The organism is Psychroserpens damuponensis (genome assembly GCF_000826655.1).
Classification (GTDB): Bacteria; Bacteroidota; Bacteroidia; order Flavobacteriales; family Flavobacteriaceae; genus Psychroserpens; species Psychroserpens damuponensis.
In genome coordinates this window covers 23,957-45,280 of record NZ_JXJO01000004.1, presented here as the reverse complement: position 1 = coordinate 45,280, position 21,324 = coordinate 23,957, and the positions used below count along the sequence as shown (strand labels likewise).

Sequence of the window (21,324 nt, the reverse complement as noted above, 5' to 3'; positions counted from 1 at the left end):
CCAAAATGAATCTTCAGGAGACACTCTCAAAAAACGTAAAACAGGCTATTAAAACTGTTTTTGACGCAGAATTAGAATCGGTAGAATTTCAAGCAACACGTAAAGAATTTGCTGGAGATATTACTGTAGTTGTATTTCCAATGTTGAGAGTGGTAAAGGGAAATCCTGTTCAAATTGGTGAGCAAATTGGACAGTTTTTAGTAGACCATGTTGAAGAAGTAAAAGCCTTTAATGTGGTTAAAGGATTTTTAAATATAGAAATACATGATGCTCATTATATCAACTTTTTTAATAGTATAAAAGCTAATTCTCAATATGGATTTGTGACTCCAAATTCCAAAGGAAAAGCAGTCATGGTAGAATATTCATCACCAAACACCAATAAACCTTTGCATTTAGGTCACATTAGAAACGTAATTTTAGGTTACAGTGTATCTAATATTTTGAAAGCTTCAGGTAAAAAAGTGTATAAAACTCAAATTATTAATGATCGAGGCATTCACATCTGTAAAAGTATGTTGGCTTGGAAACGCTTCGGAAATGAGGAAACTCCACAATCGTCTGGACTAAAAGGCGATAAGCTTGTTGGGAATTACTATGTGAAATTTGATCAAGAATACAAAGCTGAAATACAACAGCTTATTTCCGAAGGACAAACCGAAGAAGATGCTAAAAAAAATGCACCCATTTTATTAGAAGCACAAAACATGCTTCGCAAATGGGAAGCAGGTGACAAGGAGGTTTATGCATTATGGGAAACCATGAATGGTTGGGTTTACGAAGGTTTTGATGCCACTTATAAAAGTATAGGTGTAGATTTTGATACATTATATTACGAAAGTCAAACCTATTTATTAGGAAAAGAGTTTGTTGAAGAAGGCTTGAAAACAGGTGTTTTTATAAAAAAAGAAGATGGTTCTGTTTGGTGTGATTTAACCGAAGAAGGTCTAGATGAAAAAATTGTATTGCGTAGTGATGGTACAGCAGTTTATATGACTCAAGATATTGGTACAGCAATTCAACGTGTAAAAGATTTTCCTGATGTTGGAGGTATGGTTTACACGGTTGGTAACGAGCAAGAATATCATTTTCAAGTACTATTCTTAATTATAAAAAAATTGGGGTTTGATTGGGCAGATAATTTATACCATTTAAGTTATGGTATGGTAGATTTACCGTCAGGAAAAATGAAAAGTAGAGAAGGTACAGTTGTAGATGCAGATGATTTAGTAGATGAAATGGCACAGACTGCTGGTGAGATTTCTGAAGAATTAGGAAAACTAGATGGCTATTCTCAACAAGAAAAACAAGATCTATATAAAACCATAGGTTTAGGAGCTCTAAAATATTTTATACTTAAAGTAGATCCGAGAAAACGAATTTTGTTCGACCCTAAGGAGTCAATCGATTTTCAAGGTAATACAGGTCCGTTTATTCAATATACATACGCTAGAATACAATCTATTTTAAGAAAGTCTAATGTTGATACTCATGTTAATTTTAATGAAAACGAAGTAACTTTGCATGATAAAGAAAGAGCCCTTTTAAAACAACTGGAGCTATTTCCAGAGGTTATTCATAATGCTGCAGATAATTATAGTCCAGCATTAATTGCTAATTATACTTACGATTTAGTAAAAGAGTTTAATTCATTTTATCAAAATGTATCCATTTTAGGAGCAGATACCGAAACCGAAAAAGTATTTAGGGTGCAGTTGGCACAATGTGTTGCTAATACAATCAAAAATGCATTTGGCTTATTAGGTATTAATGTGCCTGAACGTATGTAATTATATTGTTTTTACAATTTTTATAAGAGGTGAAAAATATCATATAGTAGTGTAATAGCTTTACTCTAAAATCTTAATAAAATGTTAAATTAAGATTTTAGAAAACCGCATGTATAATTTTCTCGTAAGTGTTTGTGCCTTTCCTCAAGAGGTAATAATTAACCTTTAATCAAACACTAATCAAATGAAAAACAAAATTACTCTTGTTATTGCATTCGCAGTAACTTTACTTGTTTCATTTAATTCATTCTCGCAAGTTGTAACTAGCGGTTTGGATGATGGATCTGACGGAACATTGCGAAACGAAATCGCAGACACAGCTCCTGGCGGAACAATCACCTTTGCGCCAGCAGTAACTACAGTAACTTTAAATAGTGAATTAACAATAAGTAACGATCTTACTATAGAAGGTACATCTGTAACTACTGTAACAATTGATGCTAATTTTAATGGTAGGGTTTTTAACATTTCCGCAGGAAATGTAGTATTAAACAACTTAACACTTACAAATGGAGTAGCTCCAGATGGTGGTGCTATTTATATGACAACTTCTAATGTTACCATCAACGATTGTATTATTACAAATAATGTTGCTAATGCTACAGGGTCTCCAGCAGGTTCTGGAGGAGGAATTTTTAATGACGTAGGAGGAATTCTTGTGGTTAATGATACCGAAATATCTTCTAACACAGCAAACAGAGCTGGTGGAGGAATTGAAGATAAAACTGCTGGTGGAGCAACAATTACAACAACATTAAATAATGTATCGCTCTTAAATAACAATGCAGGAGTTGCACCAGCAACAGCAGCGCCAGGAAATGGTGGTGCAATTCACGTGTCTAGTAATGGTTCTGTAACTATTAATGGAGGAAATGCAAGTGGAAATATAGCAGCTCTAGAAGGTGGAGCCTTATGGAATGGCATGGGAACAATGACTGTTGACGGAATGATGATTGACGGAAACGATGCGCAAGGTGATAGTGGTGATAATGGAGGAGGAGGAATCTTCAATAATGGAGGTGCTTTAATCGTATTGCCAGGAACAACAATAACAAACAATACAGCCTCAGGAACATTGGGTTCTGGTGGTGGAATTTTCACATTAACTCCAGGAACATTAAATGTTGATGGATTAACCATAGAAAATAATACAGCAAACAGAGCAGGTGGAGGAATTGAAATAAATTCAGCATCTGGAGAGACATATACCTTTAATAATGTAACATTAAATGCAAACACAGTAAATGGACCAGCACCTGGAAATGGTGGTGGACTTCATATTTCTGGAGCAGGAGATGTTGTTTATAATTCTGGTGCAGTAACAAATAATACAGCCTTTGAAGGTGGTGGTTTATGGAACAGCATTGGTACAATGTCTGTAAACGGAACAACAATCACAGGAAACACAGCAAACGGAGACGTTACAGGTGGTGGTGGATTATTCAATAATGGAGGAACACTAAATGTTGATGTTGCTACTACACTTACAGGAAACATAGCAAGTGCTGCAACTCCTGGCGGACGTGGAGGAGCAATCTTCAATAATACAGGAGGAAGTCTAAATCTAGCAACTGGCTTAACTATTTCTGGAAATTTCGCAAGTAGAGCTGGTGGAGCGATAGAAGATTCTTCAAATGGATTATTAATTCTTAATGGAGTTAATTTATTAGGGAATTCTGCAGGTGTTGATATTGGTTTAGGTAATACAATTACTGCAAATCCAGGTAATGGTGGAGGTGTTCACTTATCAGGAACAACTAGTGCTACCGTTTTTGGATTTGGTCAAATTTCTAATAATCTAGCAGCTCAAGAAGGTGGTGGACTTTGGAATAACCAAGGAACTATGGATGTTAGTTTAACAATCATGGATGGTAACATTGCCTCAGGTAATGATGCTACCGATGGTGGAGGAGCAATTTTCAACAATGGCGGAACACTTATTGTTGGTAGTGGAAACGCAATATCTAATAACGTTGCTAATGGGACATCAGGTTCTGGTGGAGCAATTTTTAGTACAGATGGTGTTGTAACAATTTCAGATGCTGTTTTAGCTTTTAACAGTGCAAATAGAGCAGGTGGAGCAATAGAAATTATTGATGGTTCTATTAATATCTTCGGAAACTTTAATATTAGTTCAAATAATGCAGGTTCAGCGCCAGGAAATGGAGGTGGGTTGCACATTAGTGGTAATGCAGATGCAACTATTACAGACGGATCATTTAACAACAATGTCGCTTCACGTGAAGGTGGAGCACTTTGGAATAATGTTGGAACAATGACTGTTGATGGTACAACTATCGATTCAAACGATGCACAAGGTGCAGGAGGTGACGATGGTGGAGGAGGAATCTTCAATAATGGAGGTGCTTTAATCGTATTGCCAGGAACAACAATAACAAACAATACAGCCTCAGGAACATTGGGTTCTGGTGGTGGAATTTTCACATTAACACCAGGAACATTAAATGTTGATGGATTAACCATAGAAAATAATACAGCAAACAGAGCAGGTGGAGGAATTGAAATAAATTCAGCATCTGGAGAAACATATACCTTTAATAATGTAACATTAAATGCAAACACAGTAAATGGACCAGCACCTGGAAATGGTGGTGGACTTCATATTTCTGGAGCAGGAGATGTGGTTTATAATTCTGGTGCAGTAACAAATAATACAGCCTTTGAAGGTGGTGGTTTATGGAACAGTGTTGGTACAATGTCTGTAAATGGAACAACAATCACAGGAAACACAGCAAACGGAGACGCTACAGGTGGTGGTGGATTATTCAATAATGGAGGAACATTAAACGTTGATGCTACAACTACACTTACAGGAAATATAGCAAGTGCTGCAACTCCTGGCGGACGTGGAGGAGCAATCTTCAATAATACAGGAGGAAGTCTAAATCTAGCAACTGGCTTAACTATTTCTGGAAATTTCGCAAGTAGAGCTGGTGGAGCAATAGAAGACAGTTCAAATGGAACATTAACTTTAGATGGTGTTATTTTAACAGCAAATGCCGCAGGTGTTGATATTGGTTTAGGTAACACAATTACTCCAAATCCAGGAAATGGAGGAGCAATTCACTTATCAGGAACAACAAGCGCCACAATAAATAACAGTACAATTACATTAAATTTAGCAGCATCAGAAGGTGGTGGTCTATGGAATAATTTAGGTACCATGACTGTTGATAATACTCTAATTGATGCTAACGATGCTCAAGGTGATCCAGCAGATAATGGTGGTGGAGGGATCTTCAATAATGGAGGAACTTTGGTTGTGCAAAATTCAACAACAATCACAAATAATTTAGCTTCTGGAGCTTCAGGTTCTGGTGGTGGAATTTTCTCTACCGACGGAAATGTAACTGTAAACACCTCATGGGTTGCTTACAATACATCAAATCGTGCTGGTGGAGGAATAGAGTTAATTGAAGGAGATTTAAACCTTATAAATACTACTCTAGATTTCAATACAACAGGTTCAGCCCCAGGAAATGGAGGTGGCTTACACATCTCAGGATCAGCAGATGTAGTCATTTTAGGAGGTACCGTAAACAGTAATGTTGCTACTCGTGAAGGTGGTGGATTATGGAATGGTTTAGGAACCATGACTGTAAGTGGTACTGTGATAGATAGTAACGAAGCTCAAGGTGCAGCAGCAGATGATGGTGGAGCAGGAATTTTTAATAATGGAGGTACTTTAAATGTTCAAAACGGAACAACAATTACTAATAATACAGCTTCAGGAACTTCTGGTTCTGGTGGTGGAGTTTTCTCTACAGATGGTGTTGTTACTATTGATGCTTCGGAAATATCAACTAACACTTCAAATCGAGCAGGTGGTGGAATTGAAATTATTGAAGGTACATTAAACGTTACCAATTCAATAGTAAACTCTAATACTACAGGTTCAGCTCCAGGAAATGGTGGAGGACTTCATATTACAGGTGCAGCTAATTCTAATATTACTGGAGGAACATTTAATAGTAATACTGCTAACAGAGAAGGTGGTGGATTATGGAATGGATCTGGAATAATGACTGTAGATGGAACAGAAATAGATGCGAATATTGCAAGTGGTCCAGCAGCAGATGATGGTGGAGCAGGAATCTTTAATAATGGTGGGACGTTAATAGTTCAAAACGGAACATTAATTACAAATAATATGGCTGACGGAACTTCTGGTTCTGGAGGTGGTATTCAAAATGTATCAGGAGGAAATGTTACTGTTTCTAACACTACAATTTCAGGAAATACGGCTAACCGAGCAGGTGGTGGAATTGAAGATAATTCTACGATGGCATCAGGTACGTTAATTTTCACAAATGTTACTTTAAATAATAATTCAACAGGAAGTGCACCAGGAAATGGTGGTGGTTTACATATAACAGGTCCTGGTAATGCTACAATTTCAGGAGGAACAACAAATGGAAATACTGCTGCTAATGAAGGTGGAGGTCTGTGGAATGGATCTGGTTTGATGACAATTATTGATCATACAATTGATGGAAATATAGCGTCAGGTAATGACGATACAGTTGCAGGTGCTGCAGGTGGTGGTGGAATTTTTAATGAAGGTGGTACACTTGATATTTCAGGAGCAACTTCAATTACTAATAATAGTGCAAATGGTGCTCAATCAACAGGTGGTGGTATTTTAAATGCTGCAGGTACTTTAACTGCAAATGGTGCCACTATTATGGATAATCAAGCAAATCGTGCAGGTGGAGGAATAGAAACTAATGGAGGTGGAGCAGTAATGCTTACCAATGTGACTTTAGATTCTAATGATGCTGGAGTAGTTACTGGACCAGGTGCACCAGGAAATGGTGGTGGATTACATGTAAGTGGAAACAGTATAGTTAATGTTACAGGAGGAACTACAAACGGTAATACTGCTGCTTCAGAAGGTGGTGGATTATGGAATGGTTCTGGAACAATGACTATAGACAGTTCAACTCTAGAAAACAACACAGCAAGTGGTGATGATGCCGATAATGGAGGAGCAGGAATCTTTAATAATGGTGGTACACTAATCATTCAAAATGGTGTATTAATTACAAGTAATTTAGCTGATGGTACTTCAGGTTCTGGTGGCGGAATTCAAAATGTAGATGGTGGATCTGTAACAGTTTCAGATTCTGAAATTTCTGGAAACTCTTCTAATAGAGCAGGAGGAGGTATTGAAGATAACTCGTCTAATGGAGTAGGTACAATAACACTTACTAATGTTACTTTAGATAACAATACAACAGGTAGTGCGCCAGGAAATGGTGGTGGATTGCATATGACAGGCCCTGGAAATTCTACAATAACTGGAGGAACAGTAAATGGAAACATTGCTGCTTTAGAAGGTGGTGGATTATGGAATGAAGCTGGTACTATGACAGTTGATAATGTAACTATTGATAACAATACCGCAAACGGAGCAATGGCAAACGAAGGTGGAGGAGGTATCTTCAACGCTGAAGGAATAGTAATTGTTCAAAACGGTACAGTAATTAGTAATAATGATGCTGCAGGTGCTTTGGGATCAGGTGGTGGAATCTTAAATGATATGGGAACACTAACTGTTATGGATTCTGAAATAAGCAATAACTCATCTGTTAGAGCAGGTGGAGCTATTGAAGAAAATTCAATCTCTGGAAGTATTTTAACAATAACAAATACTAATCTTCTTAATAACACTACAGGTGCTGCTCCAGGAAATGGAGGAGGTTTACATATAACAGGACCTGGTGATTCTGTTATTACTGGAGGTATGGTAAATGGTAATACTGCAGCAAGAGAAGGTGGTGGTTTATGGAATGGTGCTGGTGTTATGACATTAGATGCTGTAACTATAGATTCAAATATCGCTCAAGGTCCAGATGCAAATCGTGGAGGAGCAGGAGTATTTAATAATGGTGGAACTTTAAATGTATCAAACGGAACCGTAATTTCTAACAATATATCTAATGGAGCTTCAGCTTCTGGTGGTGGATTGTTAAGTACTGCTGGTGATGTAACGGTTACAAATTCTATTTTTGATTCTAACTCAGCAAATAGAGCTGGTGGAGCAATAGAAATCATTGATGGAACTTTAACATTTACAAATTCTGTAATGAGTGGTAATGATGTTAATGGAGGAGCAGGAACTCCAGCACCTGGAAATGGTGGTGGATTACATGTTACTGGAACTTCAGGTACAGTTACTATCTCTACAAGTACAATCACAGGTAATGCTGCTGCAAATGAAGGAGGCGGATTATGGAACCAAAATGGAACTGTAATGAATGTAGCTACCTCTACAATAGATAATAATACTGCTGGAGAAGGTGGAGGAATCTACAATAACTCTGGTGCTATCACCACTGTAATGACAAGTACAATTTCTAGTAATTCTGCAACTATATCAGGAGGTGGATTAACTAATAATGGTGCTAGTCTTGATTTAAATGCTGTGACAGTTGTGATGAATTCTTCTACAGGAGTAGCTGGAGGTATTGATGCTGTTAATGAAGTAAGTATTAAAAATACTATTGTCGCTTTAAATACGGCTGCTTCTGGAACTGATGTTTCAGGAACATTGACCTCTAACGATTATAATTTAATTGGTACAGACGATTTAGCAATATTCACAGCACAGACTAATGATATTGTAGGTGTTGATCCTGTTGTTGGACCGTTACAAAATAATGGAGGTACAACAATGACGCACCAATTACTTGATGGTTCTCCTGCATTTGATGCTGGTGATTCTTTAGATACGTTTACAGATCAAATTGGTCAAGCTGTATTTGGTATGTCTCGTGACATTGGAGCCTACGAAGCTCAAGTTGCATTATCAGTTAATGATTTTAATGAAACAGATGTCTTAAGTGTATATCCTAATCCTTCAAAAGGAGTTTTCAATATTGAAATTGGAAATAATATCTCAGGAAACATAAACCTAAAAGTAATTTCTATTACAGGGCAACTTGTAAAAGAAACAACTTTAAATACAGGATTAAATACAATTGATATAAATGGTATGGCTTCAGGACTTTATATTTTGAATTTAACTTCAGATAATAGTTCTGTGACACATAAACTTATTTTAGAATAGTGGCTTAGTCCTCACTAGCTAAATTTTGTTTGAGAGCTACCGAAAGGTGGCTCTCTTTTTTATGTATATCATAAAACTGATGTTTGGTTAATAACGTAAATATTTATGATGAAAAAACTTAGCTTTATTATGTTTTGGGTACTGTTTATAAATAGTGCATACGGTCAAAAAATTGATAACCTTGTGTCTTATAGGGATTTGGATAGTGATCGTTATTTTAGATTTAATTACGACAATGATTATTTTGCATCAAGTGATAAAAATTATACACAAGGCTATAGCTTAGAGTTTATATCTCCTTTTTTTATAAAGAATCCTGTAAATTCAATTTTAATTAAACCAAAAGACTTTACTATAAAATATGGATTAGCAATTGAGCATATTGGTTTTACTCCAGATGAATATGAACTGCCAGATATTCAATTTGGAGATCGTCCTTTTGCAGCAGCAATTATGATTAAAAGCGCTGTGATTGGTAGGAGTACAGATAAAAAACTAAGGCTGCATTCGTCTTTAAATTTAGGTTTAATTGGTCCTGGAGCTTTTGGTGAGGAAATGCAAGTCGGAATTCATGAAGCTACAGGTAATACCATTCCTCTAGGTTGGAAACATCAAATTAAAAATGACCTGGTTCTAAATTATAACGTAGGAATTGAAAAACAGTTATTAAATTTTAGCAATATGATTGCGATGCAAGTTCAATCTAATCTAAATATAGGAACTTTGTTTACAAACGCTTCGGTTGGGTCTAATGTGATCTTCGGAAAGTTTAATAATTCATTTAATTCCGAAGAAAAAAAGAAAAATTTTCAAATCTACACGTATGCGCAACCCATTTTTAATGTTGTAGGTTATGATGCGACTTTGCAAGGTGGTGTATGGAATAGAAAAAGTGCGTATACAATTTCATCTAACGCTATTGAACGTTTTACATTTCAGTTTAATTATGGTGTAATTATACACACCAAAACTCTTTATTTTGAATACACACGTTCTAGTATTACAAAAGAATTTAGCTCTGGAGATACTGCAAAATGGGGTGGAATTCGTATTGGATTTACGTTTTAAAATTGACCTTTATGAGCAATTGCTTGTTTCACATGTGCTAAATGATGATTGCTATGCCAAGCATAAATGCCAATAGTTTCATCGATTCTAAAGCGTTTCCCATGCTCAGGATGTATAAATTCTCTTGAGAGTTCTTCTTTAGAAATGTGCTTTAATAATTGACCTAGTTTAGCATGTAGCCCTTTTAATAAATTTAAACTATGGTCTATATTGTCATCGTTACCATCGATAAGATGTGCCCAACGATCTTCAAAGTACGGTTTTATGATGGGATCATCTTCGGTGAGCGCTAATTTAAATCTTATTATAGAATTCATATGGCTATCTGCACAATGATGCACCACTTGTTTGATGTTCCAGCCTTCTGGTCTGTATTGCCAATTTAAACTATTTGTGGATAGATTTTTTGTGATTTTTTCAATTTCCGAAGGGAAATGCTCAATATCTGAAATCCATATATGTATCGTTTCAGAAGATATACAATTTGGCTTTTTAAATTCGCCAATTGGAAAGCGTAATTTGTATAAATCTTGTGTCGTCATGAGCGCTGTTTTAAAAACGTAATCTAAAGCTAATATTTGGTGTTATACCTAAAGATAAATTATCTATAGAAATGATGTCACCATCAGTGTTTTCTATATAATATGTGTTGATAATGTTTTGTCTATCAAAGAGGTTCCAGATAGAGGCTCCAATTGATGCATCTAATTTATTGGTGAATTTTAGCTTATAAGTTGCAGAGATGTCTGTTCTAAAATAATCACTTAATCGCGACCTGTTTGGTGTCCCATAATCAATTTGTGTAGTTGATTGATTTTGAGTTTCTAAAGGAATGGTTTGTGGTCTGCCAGAGTGCCAATTAAACCCGAAAGCAAATTTTAAATTATCTAAATCATAAGTGCTTGCAAAGGTCACAGCATGACGTACATCAATATTATTTGGAAACGGATTACCTGCATTTAAATTATCAAAAATATAATCGTTTTTACTAAAAGAATAACTTAACCATGTGCTGAAATAATCAAACTGTTTATTGATTAAAAAGTCAATACCTTTAACTTGATATTTGCCAATCTCCTCAACAAATTGAAACTGATTTTGAAACCCTTGACTTTGAGTTGTAATACCTTCTACATCCTTTATAAAGGCTTCTATACTTATTAGTAATTTATTTTTGTTGTAATGAATACCAGCTGCTGCTTGAGCACTTTTAATAATTGGGATATTGTCGTTGTTAGATAAAATCCATCGTCGTTTTTCAATCCCTAGAAAATCATTTTGTAAGTCTATAATTTGAGATGTGGTTTGACTTTTTAATTCGGATAAAAACTCTAATCTAAAATCATTATTTAATTTATGACTTACAGATAATCGTGGTTCAGTAAAAAACTCTGAGAATTTCTCAATAAAGTTAGTTCTTAAACCAATTCTTGCATAAGTATTTTTATTAACTGAGGTGAATTCTGCTTCGCCATAAATAGAATGGGTTCGTACAACTTCTCTAACAAAGTCTTCGGTGTTTGGGTTTTCGGTATCTTCTACATTGCTAATAATTACTTCACTAAATTGGTAGCCACCATGTAGTTTTAAATTATCATCGATATGATTTGTTGCGTTTATTTTTATCCCTAAATCGGTTACTTTATTATCTTGGTTGGTGCGTTGGTCATTTGCAATATTATAGTTGGTGGCTTTTAAGTCGTAACTTGTATAATGAAATTGAGCGGTTGTTGTGATTTTACTATTCCAGTATTTCAAATATTCAAATCCAGTAGCAAAATTACTTTGTTCTAATTCGTTTTTTAATGGAGTTCCAAAATCATCATTGGCATGTTGATCATAGCTTAATCTATTATTTATGGTTAAAAAATTAAATCGAAACTGATCTTGATCTGTAATATCATACAAAAATTTAGTAGCAATATCATAAAAGTAAAAGCGCTCGTTGTTTGAAATCACTTCGGAATTGCCTTGTTGCGGATTAGAAAAATCACTATCCTGAAACACACGTTGCAGGTATTGATCATAAGTTGGTGTAAAAATAAAATCGGTTATTGAACGCCTTGCAGAAATTTGAATTTCGGCATTGTCATCTAGCGGAACTTTAGCAAAACCATCGGCATTTATAAGATTAAAACCAGCTCCTGCTTTAAACTCTTGATCCAAACTATTTGAGAGTTGCATATCTATAACACTAGAAACACCATCACCAAATTTTGCACTAGTTCCATTTTTTGAGACATTAACTTCTTGAGTTAAATACGGGTTAAAAGCTGATACTAAACCAAAAAAATGTCCAGATTGATACATTTTAATGCCATCCCATAATATTAAGTTTTGATCGTGAGTTCCTCCTCGTACATTGATATTAGATACACGTTCATCAATACTTATTACTCCAGGTAAGGCTTGGATACTTTGTAAAACATCGGGCTCTATAAGTCCAGGAAGGATCCCGAAATCTTCAGTTTTAATATTAATTTTACCATCACTTCGTTTAGAAATGCCTTTGGTTAAAAAGTTGGTTATAACGACCTCTTCGAGCTTTTGAGTGATAAAATTACTAAATGGATTTGAGCGTTTAGAAATGACAACGCTGGTATCATTAAGGACGATGAAATCGAGATTTGTTTCAGATTTTAAATACTCTAATGTGGCTTCAAGCGTTAAAGTTTCCGAGGGAACAATAATATGTTTATCAACAATGGTTTGATCTAAAAAGGTGAAATTGATGCTAAATCGAGATTCTAATTGCGTAAGAATTTCTGCAAGCGGAAGTTTTGTTTTTAAATTTGATTGCGCAAAAGTGCTATTCAAACTTAAAAATAACAAGATTATAAAAAGATAGCGTACACTTTTTTTATTCACGTTTCAGGCTAATGATATTATCCGTTTTACTATACTTTAATTGCAAAGGTAAAGTAATAGATTTTAAGGCAATTTCAATATCATTATGTATAAAACTTCCAGTAAAATGTTGAGATGTGTTAATTGTGTTATATTCTATTGACACATTGTATTGTCTTTCAAACTCAGCAATAACCTTGCTGTAAGGTATACTTTTAAAAGTACTTTTGTGATCTAACCAAGAAGGGTGTTGTGTATTTTCTTTTTCGGTAGCAATATATTTCCCATCAATAATTAAAAACGAATCTCCTGGAAGGAGTGTTGTATTTTTTTCTTCGGAAGTCACGCCAACTTTTCCTTCGTAGCAAATAACTTCAAAAAAGTTATTACGTTGCTTCACATTAAATTGTGTACCTAGAACAGTTACGGTTCCCATTGTGGTTTTTACAGCGAATTTTTTTCCTTTAGCAACCTTAAAAAAAGCTTCTCCATTTAAGGTTAAATGACGATTGTCGTCCCAACTTGATGTGTTAAATGTCATTGTAGACATCGCATTTAATTGAACCTGAGAGGCATCTGGTAAAATAACTGATTTTTGTTGTGATGCAATGGTGTTGGACGTCGTATCTAAAGTTGTGGTGTAAAAATAAATGCCAAAGCAAACCACCAACATTGCTGCTATTTTTGTTAATGTAGCTAATAGTCGTTTTGGTTTCTTTTTTATTGTATTAATAGATTGCCAAACTTGTTCTAGAGCTTCATCTTCATTTGTTGTATCAGCTTTAAAGCCAGTTAGTTCTTGGTCTAATTTAATTAGACTTGGGTAGTCTTCAAGCTGTTTAAAAGCTTCAAGTTCTGTAGGGCTGAGGTTATGATCTAACCATTTTTGTATGAGGTCTTCTTTGTTCATTGTATTCTATTCAACTATATAACAGCTTACTATTTAAAATTCCTACCCTTTTGTGTTTTGTATTGAGTATTTAGTATTCGTTGTGAAGTTGTGGTTGTTTTATGGTTGCAAGAGTGCGAAACTGCAATCTAACTACTGTTAATTCATTTTAAAGCTCATCAATATCTTTACGTAACTTTTTTAAGGCTCCATAAATTCGTTTTTCTACTGCTTTTGTTGAAATGTCTAGTAATTGAGCTATTTCCTTAAACCGTTTACCTTCAACTCTGTTCATTAAAAAAGCAACGCGTTGCGCTTCTGTCAATCCAGCAATAGCTTTTTCTAATTTGTGTTTATATTCTTTTTCTTGAAGTAGAAATTCTGGATTTATATTCGTGCTATTTTTTGGAATTATTTTGCGATGTTTTAATACGACCTTTTGATGTGCATACTCATTTAGCATTAAGTTATTAGCCGTGGTAAATAAAAAACTTTTGGCTTTAGTTTGAGGTATTTTTGCACAATTTTCCCATAACTTCACAAATGCTTCTTGCATTTTATCTTGCGGATTTAAGTGATTACCAAATTTGTAATATAGAAAATCATGAAGGTCTTTAGAATATTTTCTAAAAATTGACGAGAACAGTCGTTCCTCGCAAATATGGTCCTTAAGTGGTTTTGACATTTGTGTTTTTGGTTGTGGCTAAGTTAGGAAAATGAAATCGAATTTGAAATGAAATCTCAAGGGAGAACGCTTCTTGTGTTGTAAATATCAGGATGTCAATACTTTTGGTGGTTATTTTAGTTTTTAAGATTTCCGAAGTAATTAGTAGGAGTTTTATCTTTTTAATTGTTTTATAAGAAATATAAGTGATCGTTAAGTAAACTTAACAGTTAGTTTTAGTTTTTAGTTGGTTAAAAAGGATTGTTGGTCATAGCAATCCTTTTTTTTTGTGTTTTATTTCTTCAAATGCACTTCATAAATACATCACAAATTGCTAAATTTGTGCCTTTAAAATTCAACAAGAATATGTTTAATAATTTAAGTGAAAAGTTAGATAAAGCGTTACACGTACTAAAAGGTCATGGTAGCATTACAGAAGTAAACGTAGCAGAAACCTTAAAAGAAGTTCGTAGAGCACTTTTAGATGCCGATGTTAACTTTAAAATTGCAAAAGAATTTACTAACAGAGTAAAGGAAAAAGCATTAGGTCAAGACGTATTGACGAGTTTACAGCCAGGACAATTAATGGTGAAACTTGTTAAAGATGAGCTAACTGAATTAATGGGTGGCGATGCCGAAGGTATCAACCTGTCTGGCAACCCAAGTGTTATATTAATGTCTGGTTTACAGGGTTCTGGTAAAACAACGTTCTCTGGTAAATTAGCCAATTACTTAAAAAACAAGAAAACTAAAAAACCTTTATTGGTAGCTTGTGATGTGTATCGTCCTGCTGCGATTGATCAATTACATGTTGTAGGAGATCAATTAAAAATTGAGGTGTATAGTGATAAAGGGAATAATGATCCTGTGGCCATTGCTCAAGCTGGTATAGCGCATGCAAAACAAAATGGTCATAACGTTGTTATTATTGATACAGCTGGTCGTTTAGCCGTTGATGAGGCGATGATGACTGAAATTTCAAATATTCATAAAGCCATCCAGCCGCAAGAGACGTTATTTGTTGTAGATTCTATGACAGGTCAAGATGCTGTAAATACGGCAAAAGCCTTTAATGATATTTTAAATTTTGATGGTGTTATCCTAACTAAACTCGATGGTGATACACGAGGTGGAGCAGCAATTTCTATTAAATCTGTTGTAAATAAACCAATTAAATTTATTGGTACAGGTGAGAAGATGGAAGCTATTGATGTGTTCTATCCGTCACGTATGGCAGATCGTATTTTAGGAATGGGTGATGTGGTGTCTCTTGTTGAAAGAGCCCAAGAACAATATGATGAAGAGGAAGCTCGTAAAATCCAGAAAAAAATTGCGAAGAACCAGTTTGGTTTTGACGATTTCTTGAAGCAAATACAGCAAATCAAGAAAATGGGTAACATGAAAGATCTAATCGGTATGATTCCTGGAGCAGGAAAAATGATGAAAGATGTTGATATCGATGATGATGCCTTTAAAGGTATTGAAGCTATTATTCATTCTATGACGCCTGCCGAACGTGCTACACCTGCATTAATTAATGCCAGTAGAAAAAAACGTATTGGTAAAGGATCTGGAACTTCAGTTCAAGAGGTGAACCAGCTTTTAAAGCAATTTAACCAAATGAGCAAGATGATGAAAATGATGCAAGGTGGTAAAGGAAAAGCGATGATGCAAGCCATGAAAGGTGCGAGATAGTAACGTTGTACGTTCTTAAAATTTAATAGAATTAAACTGAGTCACCTCGAGCGCAGTCGAGAGGTCTTTTTTAAATATAGAGATTCTAATTTAGGTCTCGACTGCGCTCGAGCTGACAACACAACCAACAATGACAATCTTAGACGGAAAAAAAGTAAGCAATGATATCAAAAATGAAATCAAAGCGCAAGTTGATAAAATGATAGCTAAAAATGAGAAAGTACCTCATTTAGCTGCTGTTATTGTTGGTAATGATGGAGCCAGTTTAACTTATGTTGGTAGTAAAGTTCGTGCTTGCGAGCGTGTTGGTTTTGAATCTACAATGGTGCGTATGTCAAATACAACTAGTGAGATTGAATTGTTAGATAAAATTGAAGAATTAAACCAAAATGATGACATTGATGGTTTTATTATCCAATTGCCATTGCCTCCTCAAATTAATACTCAAAAAGTATTGATGGCTGTTGACCCAAGTAAAGATGTTGATGGATTTCATCCTGAGAACTTCGGAAAAATGGCCTTAGATATGAGTACATTTATTCCTGCAACGCCTTTTGGTATTTTAGAACTTATGGAACGTTATGGTGTTGAAACCAAAGGAAAACATACCGTTGTTATTGGAAGAAGCCATATTGTTGGACGACCAATGAGTATCTTAATGGGACGTAAAGGATTTCCTGGAAATTCTACAGTGACCTTAACGCACAGTCACACAAAAAATATTACACAAATCACATCGCAAGCAGATATTATTATTTCTGCATTAGGTGTGCCAAATTTCTTAAAAGCCGAAATGGTTAAAGACGACGTCGTTATCGTTGACGTTGGGATAACTAGAGTGCCAGATGATACTACACCTAAAGGTTATAGAATTACAGGTGATGTAGATTTTGAAAATGTGAGTAAAAAAGCAAGTTATATTACTCCAGTTCCTGGAGGTGTTGGACCAATGACAATTGCTATGCTTCTCAAAAATACGTTATTGGCTCGCGAGCAACGTATGTAATGTTATGGTCATTCAAAGTAAAGCGACTAATCTATTTTAGGATTAAATTTTATATTGCAGTATGATTGCATTAATGACTGCTTTAAATCGCGTTCAAATTTTAAGTTTAGAGCATCTTATCCCAATTGGATTAGCTTTTGTATTCACAGTAGTTTTGATTAGACATGCTAGAATTATTTCTTCGGAAAGTCAGCAACGTATCATTCATCATATTGCTATATTTATTTCAGTTACGGTTATTATATTTCATATGTATAATATGGTTACTACAAACTATAATTTGAGAACAGACTTGCCATTATATTTATGTAGTCTCCTAGCAATTATAATACCAATCTTCACCTTTTACCGAAAGTATTGGATGTTTGAAATTCTAGTGTTTTGGATCATTGCAGGAACGTTGCAAGGGGTTATGACTCCAGACATTGCTGAAGGTTTCCCAAGTCTGGATTATTTTAGATATTGGATTGTACATTTGGGATTGTTGACTATTATATTTTATAATATTATTGTCTTTAAATTGAAGCCTAAGTTTAACAGTGTTTTTAAATCTTTTTTTGCCTTACAGTTGTATGTTGTGATGATTATAGCTATTAATTATCTATTAGACGCTAATTACTTTTATTTGAATAGAAAACCAGAATCTGCTTCATTGTTAGATTACTTTGGTGATTGGCCTTATTATATTATTGTTGCTCAGTTGATAATAATACCGTTTTTTCTCTTAATTTACTTGCCGTTTTACATTTCCGAAGTAAGAAAAAAATCACTTAGCAAATAATTGATTGCGATCCTTAAAGGCTTTAAATTCTAATGCGTTTCCTGCAGGATCGAGAAAGAACATTGTTGCCTGTTCTCCAACTAAACCTTTAAATCTCACATAAGGTTCTATGATAAATTTGATGTTTTTTAAACGTAAATTATCAGCAAAGTTGTGAAAATCACTCCAATTTAAAACCACACCATAATGTGGCACAGGAACGGCTTTACCGTCTACAGGGTTAGTATGGTTGTTTTCTTGAGATTTTTCTTTATAATGAATAACGAGTTGGTGACCAAAGAAATTGAAATCTACCCAATGCTCGCTACTTCGACCTTCTGGACAATTGAGAACGTCTCTGTAAAATGTTCTACATTCCTTTAGATTATGAACTGGAATAGCGATATGAAACGGAGACATTGTTGTACTCATGATTAGTTGAGAAATACTCTATTGTGTCTTGTTGTCTAAATACGTTTTAGTAGAAGAGGCGAGGAGGTTGTTTAAGTCTGTGAATTCTTGTTTGGTTAATTCTCTATATTCTCCAATTGGCACATCTAAGGGAATATTCATGATGCGTACACGTTTTAGAGTTTCTACTTCATAGGTTAAATATTCGCACATACGACGAATTTGTCTATTTAAACCTTGGGTTAGAATGATACTAAAGGTTTGTGAGTCTATACGTTTGACTTCACATTTTTTAGTGGTTTTATTTAAGTCTTCTAGATAGATGCCTCCAGACATTCGAGATAAGAATGTTTGAGAAATGGGTTTGTCAACAGTAACGATATATTCTTTTTCGTGATTGTTACTTGCTCTCAAAATTTTGTTTACGATATCTCCATCATCTGTTAATAGAATTAAACCTTCACTTGGTTTATCTAATCGACCTATTGGGAAAATACGTTTTGGGTAATTTATAAAGTCTATGATATTGTCTTTTTCTACACGAGTATCTGTAGTACAAACAATACCAACGGGTTTATTAAATGCTAAATACACAAACTCTTGCTTTGTATTAACTATGAGTTTTCCATCGACATGGACGTCATCTGTAGGTGCGATTTTGGTGCCCATTTCTGGCACAGTACCATTTATTGTAACGCGTCCTGCATCAATAAGTCGGTCTGCTTCTCGTCTAGAGCAGTAGCCTACTTCGCTAAGAAATTTGTTAATTCGTTTTAAGTTATCTGACATGTGGCAAAATTACAAAACTAAGAAGTAATAAAATCGATTATATGATTGTTTACATCGTCATGTCTCAATCCGTGACCAAAACCTTCTGTAGTAATAAGTTTAGATGTTTTATAGAAATTTTTAAAATCCTCGGCATCATTATATGGAATGATTTTATCTTTTTTATCATGAATCAATAAACCATCAATTGTTGTTTCTTCTAAAAAACGAGCAGCATTGAAGTAATCTGGTTTTTGTTTGTAGCGTTCATATATAAGTTCATTCATTGAATTTGAAACACGAGTATTATAATTCATCATGTCTACATATCTACTAAAAACGCCAACAAAATTTGAAGGAGCTCCTAGTAAAATTAATTTATTGACAGTAGGAAGTTGGTATTTTTTTTGAAAGAAAGCGGTAGCCATTCCTCCAACCGAGTGTCCTATAATGATATTGGCTTTAAATTTTTTGGCAACAACATTAATACATTCTGAATATAAGATTGCATTAAATACACGACCACTTGTTCTACCATGAGCAGGAGCATCTAGAGACACTACATTATAATCTAAGTCTTTTAGTTTTGTAATAAGATGTTTCCAACGTACTGTATTGCTTTCCCAGCCATGTGCCAATAATACTGTTTCTTTTTTGCCTAACCATCTATAAGTCATTATATTGATGTCTTGGTAATCAACATCTTCTAAAAAAGCAGTTTGTAAAAAGTCTTTTTCTAATTCTTTTAATTTGATTTTGCGTGGTTTAGAAAATATATTTAATGCTGTTTTTCCTGCATGTTTAGATGAAATATAACTAATTATGTTGATATATGTACCTACTATTTTTATGATGATATTCTTCATTTATTCTTCTCTATTAACAAGGTCCATAGAAAAAGCAGGTGTGCATATGGCTATGTATTCACATGCAATTGTAAATGGGTTAGAGTATTGTACTCTCGTATTTTTCTCAATCTTTATGGATTGACCAGCCTCAAGTATAATAATTTCATCATCTATTATAAACTGCTTTTTGCCACTTATAATAAATGTGTATTCATCAAAAGCTGGAGTTTGAAAAGGTTCACTCCAACCAGCAGGAGCAGTCATATGTGCAATGCTTATTTGAGAATTTCCATCTGTAGCATTACCAAAATGTTCTTTGATGATTTTTCCATCATCTGTAGGAAAGAGGAATGGAGAGTTTTGAATTTTATATGTTTTCATTTAATATGATGTGTTCTCCTTAAACTATTAATTTATTAATTATTTAAAATGCTACTACCTAATAGCTATATGAGGTCGTAGTTTGTTTTTTATTTTAAAGGTTTCTTTTTTATGGTTCCTCCTCTTAAATCTTTTACAACATTCATGATGATAAACGCATTTTTGTCTATTTTATCAATTTCTGTATTTAGCTTTGGTAATTCTAATCGTGTTATTATAATATAAATAACAGATTTATCATACGTAGTACTATTGTTTTTATAACCGCCTTTTGCTGGAGAAATTGTGCAAGCTCTTTCTAATTTTTCGGTTAAAACTTTTCTTATATCATCATGAAAATCTGAAATGATTGTTACTCCAATATATTCTTCAACACCATCAACCACAAAATCTACAGTTTTGGCAGCAGCTAAATAGGTTAGAATAGCGTACATGGCTGTTTCAATAGATAAAATATAAGCTCCAAAGGAGAATATAATGACATTAATTAATAAAAGTACATCTCCAATGGAGATGCCTAATTTCCGACTTAAAAAAATAGCAAGTACTTCTGTGCCATCTATTACACTACCACCTCTAATGGCTAATCCTATACCTAATCCTAAAAAGAATCCGCCAAAAATAGCTATTAATAATTTATCTTCTGTAATTACAGGATAATTAACAAAATGTACAACTATCGCTAAGCATGTAATGGCAATGATACTTCTTAATGCAAACTTTTTATTTATAGTTTTTGTTGCTAATAAAATAAAAGGAAGGTTAATAATGACCAACAATATACCAAGTGGTAAATTGGTGACATTTTGCAGTAATAATGAGATTCCTGTGGCTCCTCCATCAATAAAATGATTTGGTAGTAGAAATCCTTTAAGTCCAAATCCTGCAGCAATAACACCTATAAAAATAAAAATATATTCTTTTACAGCATGAACTAATTCTACTTTTAAACTGTTCACTATTGGAGCAATTTGGGTAGGTGTAGCCGCTTTAGAAAGTGTCTTATCTACAATACGCTTTTGAGCTATATTAACCAGTATTTTAGAAATAAATGGATTCATAGTGTGTAATCTGGTATGATATTTAGCTTTTGTTACAGTTTTA

The 21,324-nt window shown here is 34.2% G+C and carries 15 protein-coding genes; 6 read left to right on the top strand and 9 right to left on the bottom strand.

Annotated features, from left to right (window positions below; all coding sequences use genetic code 11):
* Window positions 1-5: 5 nt before the first annotated feature.
* The 3 genes from argS to TD29_RS02480 all read left to right on the top strand — a co-directional run bounded on the left by argS (window position 6) and on the right by TD29_RS02480 (window position 9,951).
* Window positions 6-1,790, top strand: a complete 1,785-nt coding sequence (argS, locus tag TD29_RS02490) for an arginine--tRNA ligase (protein WP_040278682.1) — start codon at window positions 6-8, stop codon at window positions 1,788-1,790.
* Window positions 1,791-1,974: 184 nt separating this feature from the next.
* On the top strand, window positions 1,975-8,883 hold the full coding sequence (locus tag TD29_RS02485; protein ID WP_052466951.1) for a choice-of-anchor Q domain-containing protein: 6,909 nt from the start codon (window positions 1,975-1,977) through the stop codon (window positions 8,881-8,883).
* Between the two features lie 105 nt (window positions 8,884-8,988).
* Window positions 8,989-9,951, top strand: coding sequence for a lipid A deacylase LpxR family protein (locus TD29_RS02480; protein WP_316931845.1), 963 nt, complete (start codon window positions 8,989-8,991; stop codon window positions 9,949-9,951).
* Here TD29_RS02480 and TD29_RS02475 read toward each other — a convergent pair.
* The 4 genes from TD29_RS02475 to TD29_RS02460 all read right to left on the bottom strand — a co-directional run bounded on the left by TD29_RS02475 (window position 9,948) and on the right by TD29_RS02460 (window position 14,372).
* Window positions 9,948-10,493, bottom strand: a complete 546-nt coding sequence (locus tag TD29_RS02475; RefSeq protein WP_040278680.1) for a YfiT family bacillithiol transferase — start codon at window positions 10,491-10,493, stop codon at window positions 9,948-9,950. The two genes, TD29_RS02480 and TD29_RS02475, sit on opposite strands and share 4 nt — an antisense overlap.
* A gap of 10 nt (window positions 10,494-10,503) precedes the next feature.
* A complete protein-coding gene (locus tag TD29_RS02470) occupies window positions 10,504-12,768 on the bottom strand; it encodes a TonB-dependent receptor plug domain-containing protein (protein WP_241485197.1) in 2,265 nt (754 codons plus the stop codon).
* Between the two features lie 43 nt (window positions 12,769-12,811).
* Window positions 12,812-13,708 carry a FecR family protein gene (locus TD29_RS02465; RefSeq protein WP_040278678.1) on the bottom strand — a complete coding sequence of 299 codons (897 nt, stop codon included), beginning with the start codon at window positions 13,706-13,708 and terminating at the stop codon, window positions 12,812-12,814.
* Between the two features lie 148 nt (window positions 13,709-13,856).
* Window positions 13,857-14,372, bottom strand: a complete 516-nt coding sequence (locus TD29_RS02460; protein WP_040278677.1) for an RNA polymerase sigma factor — start codon at window positions 14,370-14,372, stop codon at window positions 13,857-13,859.
* A gap of 345 nt (window positions 14,373-14,717) precedes the next feature.
* Between TD29_RS02460 and ffh the strand changes: the two genes are divergently transcribed.
* From ffh to TD29_RS02445, 3 genes are all read left to right on the top strand, one after another.
* Window positions 14,718-16,046: a signal recognition particle protein gene (gene ffh, locus TD29_RS02455; protein WP_040278960.1), complete on the top strand. Its 1,329-nt coding sequence runs from the start codon at window positions 14,718-14,720 to the stop codon at window positions 16,044-16,046.
* A gap of 130 nt (window positions 16,047-16,176) precedes the next feature.
* The gene (locus TD29_RS02450) at window positions 16,177-17,052 is read left to right on the top strand and encodes a bifunctional 5,10-methylenetetrahydrofolate dehydrogenase/5,10-methenyltetrahydrofolate cyclohydrolase (protein ID WP_040278676.1); all 876 of its coding nucleotides are present in this window, start codon (window positions 16,177-16,179) and stop codon (window positions 17,050-17,052) included.
* Between the two features lie 61 nt (window positions 17,053-17,113).
* The gene (locus TD29_RS02445; RefSeq protein ID WP_052466949.1) at window positions 17,114-17,833 is read left to right on the top strand and encodes a YwaF family protein; all 720 of its coding nucleotides are present in this window, start codon (window positions 17,114-17,116) and stop codon (window positions 17,831-17,833) included.
* Here the strand turns inward: TD29_RS02445 and TD29_RS02440 are convergent.
* The 5 genes from TD29_RS02440 to TD29_RS02420 all read right to left on the bottom strand — a co-directional run bounded on the left by TD29_RS02440 (window position 17,819) and on the right by TD29_RS02420 (window position 21,281).
* Window positions 17,819-18,244, bottom strand: coding sequence for a VOC family protein (locus tag TD29_RS02440; RefSeq protein WP_040278674.1), 426 nt, complete (start codon window positions 18,242-18,244; stop codon window positions 17,819-17,821). The genes TD29_RS02445 and TD29_RS02440 overlap by 15 nt on opposite strands.
* A gap of 18 nt (window positions 18,245-18,262) precedes the next feature.
* The gene (locus tag TD29_RS02435; protein WP_040278673.1) at window positions 18,263-19,012 is read right to left on the bottom strand and encodes a pseudouridine synthase; all 750 of its coding nucleotides are present in this window, start codon (window positions 19,010-19,012) and stop codon (window positions 18,263-18,265) included.
* A 17-nt stretch (window positions 19,013-19,029) separates the two neighbouring features.
* Entirely contained in the window at window positions 19,030-19,857 is an 828-nt protein-coding gene (locus TD29_RS02430) for an alpha/beta hydrolase (RefSeq protein ID WP_040278672.1), read from the bottom strand.
* A complete protein-coding gene (locus TD29_RS02425; protein WP_040278671.1) occupies window positions 19,858-20,220 on the bottom strand; it encodes a cupin domain-containing protein in 363 nt (120 codons plus the stop codon).
* Between the two features lie 89 nt (window positions 20,221-20,309).
* Window positions 20,310-21,281, bottom strand: coding sequence for a YitT family protein (locus tag TD29_RS02420; RefSeq protein WP_040278669.1), 972 nt, complete (start codon window positions 21,279-21,281; stop codon window positions 20,310-20,312).
* Window positions 21,282-21,324: the final 43 nt, after the last annotated feature.

Excerpts from the sequence above, each read along its gene's own strand:
- TD29_RS02430 (WP_040278672.1), bottom strand. The coding sequence starts at position 19,857 with ATGAAGAATATCATCATAAAAATAGTAGGTACATATATCAACATAATT.
- TD29_RS02485 (WP_052466951.1), top strand. The coding sequence starts at position 1,975 with ATGAAAAACAAAATTACTCTTGTTATTGCATTCGCAGTAACTTTACTT.
- TD29_RS02480 (WP_316931845.1), top strand. The coding sequence starts at position 8,989 with ATGATGAAAAAACTTAGCTTTATTATGTTTTGGGTACTGTTTATAAAT.
- TD29_RS02475 (WP_040278680.1), bottom strand. The coding sequence starts at position 10,493 with ATGACGACACAAGATTTATACAAATTACGCTTTCCAATTGGCGAATTT.
- TD29_RS02445 (WP_052466949.1), top strand. The coding sequence starts at position 17,114 with ATGATTGCATTAATGACTGCTTTAAATCGCGTTCAAATTTTAAGTTTA.
- TD29_RS02465 (WP_040278678.1), bottom strand. The coding sequence starts at position 13,708 with ATGAACAAAGAAGACCTCATACAAAAATGGTTAGATCATAACCTCAGC.
- argS (WP_040278682.1), top strand. The coding sequence starts at position 6 with ATGAATCTTCAGGAGACACTCTCAAAAAACGTAAAACAGGCTATTAAA.
- TD29_RS02435 (WP_040278673.1), bottom strand. The coding sequence starts at position 19,012 with ATGTCAGATAACTTAAAACGAATTAACAAATTTCTTAGCGAAGTAGGC.
- TD29_RS02420 (WP_040278669.1), bottom strand. The coding sequence starts at position 21,281 with ATGAATCCATTTATTTCTAAAATACTGGTTAATATAGCTCAAAAGCGT.
- TD29_RS02425 (WP_040278671.1), bottom strand. The coding sequence starts at position 20,220 with ATGAAAACATATAAAATTCAAAACTCTCCATTCCTCTTTCCTACAGAT.
- TD29_RS02460 (WP_040278677.1), bottom strand. The coding sequence starts at position 14,372 with ATGTCAAAACCACTTAAGGACCATATTTGCGAGGAACGACTGTTCTCG.
- TD29_RS02440 (WP_040278674.1), bottom strand. The coding sequence starts at position 18,244 with ATGAGTACAACAATGTCTCCGTTTCATATCGCTATTCCAGTTCATAAT.
- ffh (WP_040278960.1), top strand. The coding sequence starts at position 14,718 with ATGTTTAATAATTTAAGTGAAAAGTTAGATAAAGCGTTACACGTACTA.
- TD29_RS02450 (WP_040278676.1), top strand. The coding sequence starts at position 16,177 with ATGACAATCTTAGACGGAAAAAAAGTAAGCAATGATATCAAAAATGAA.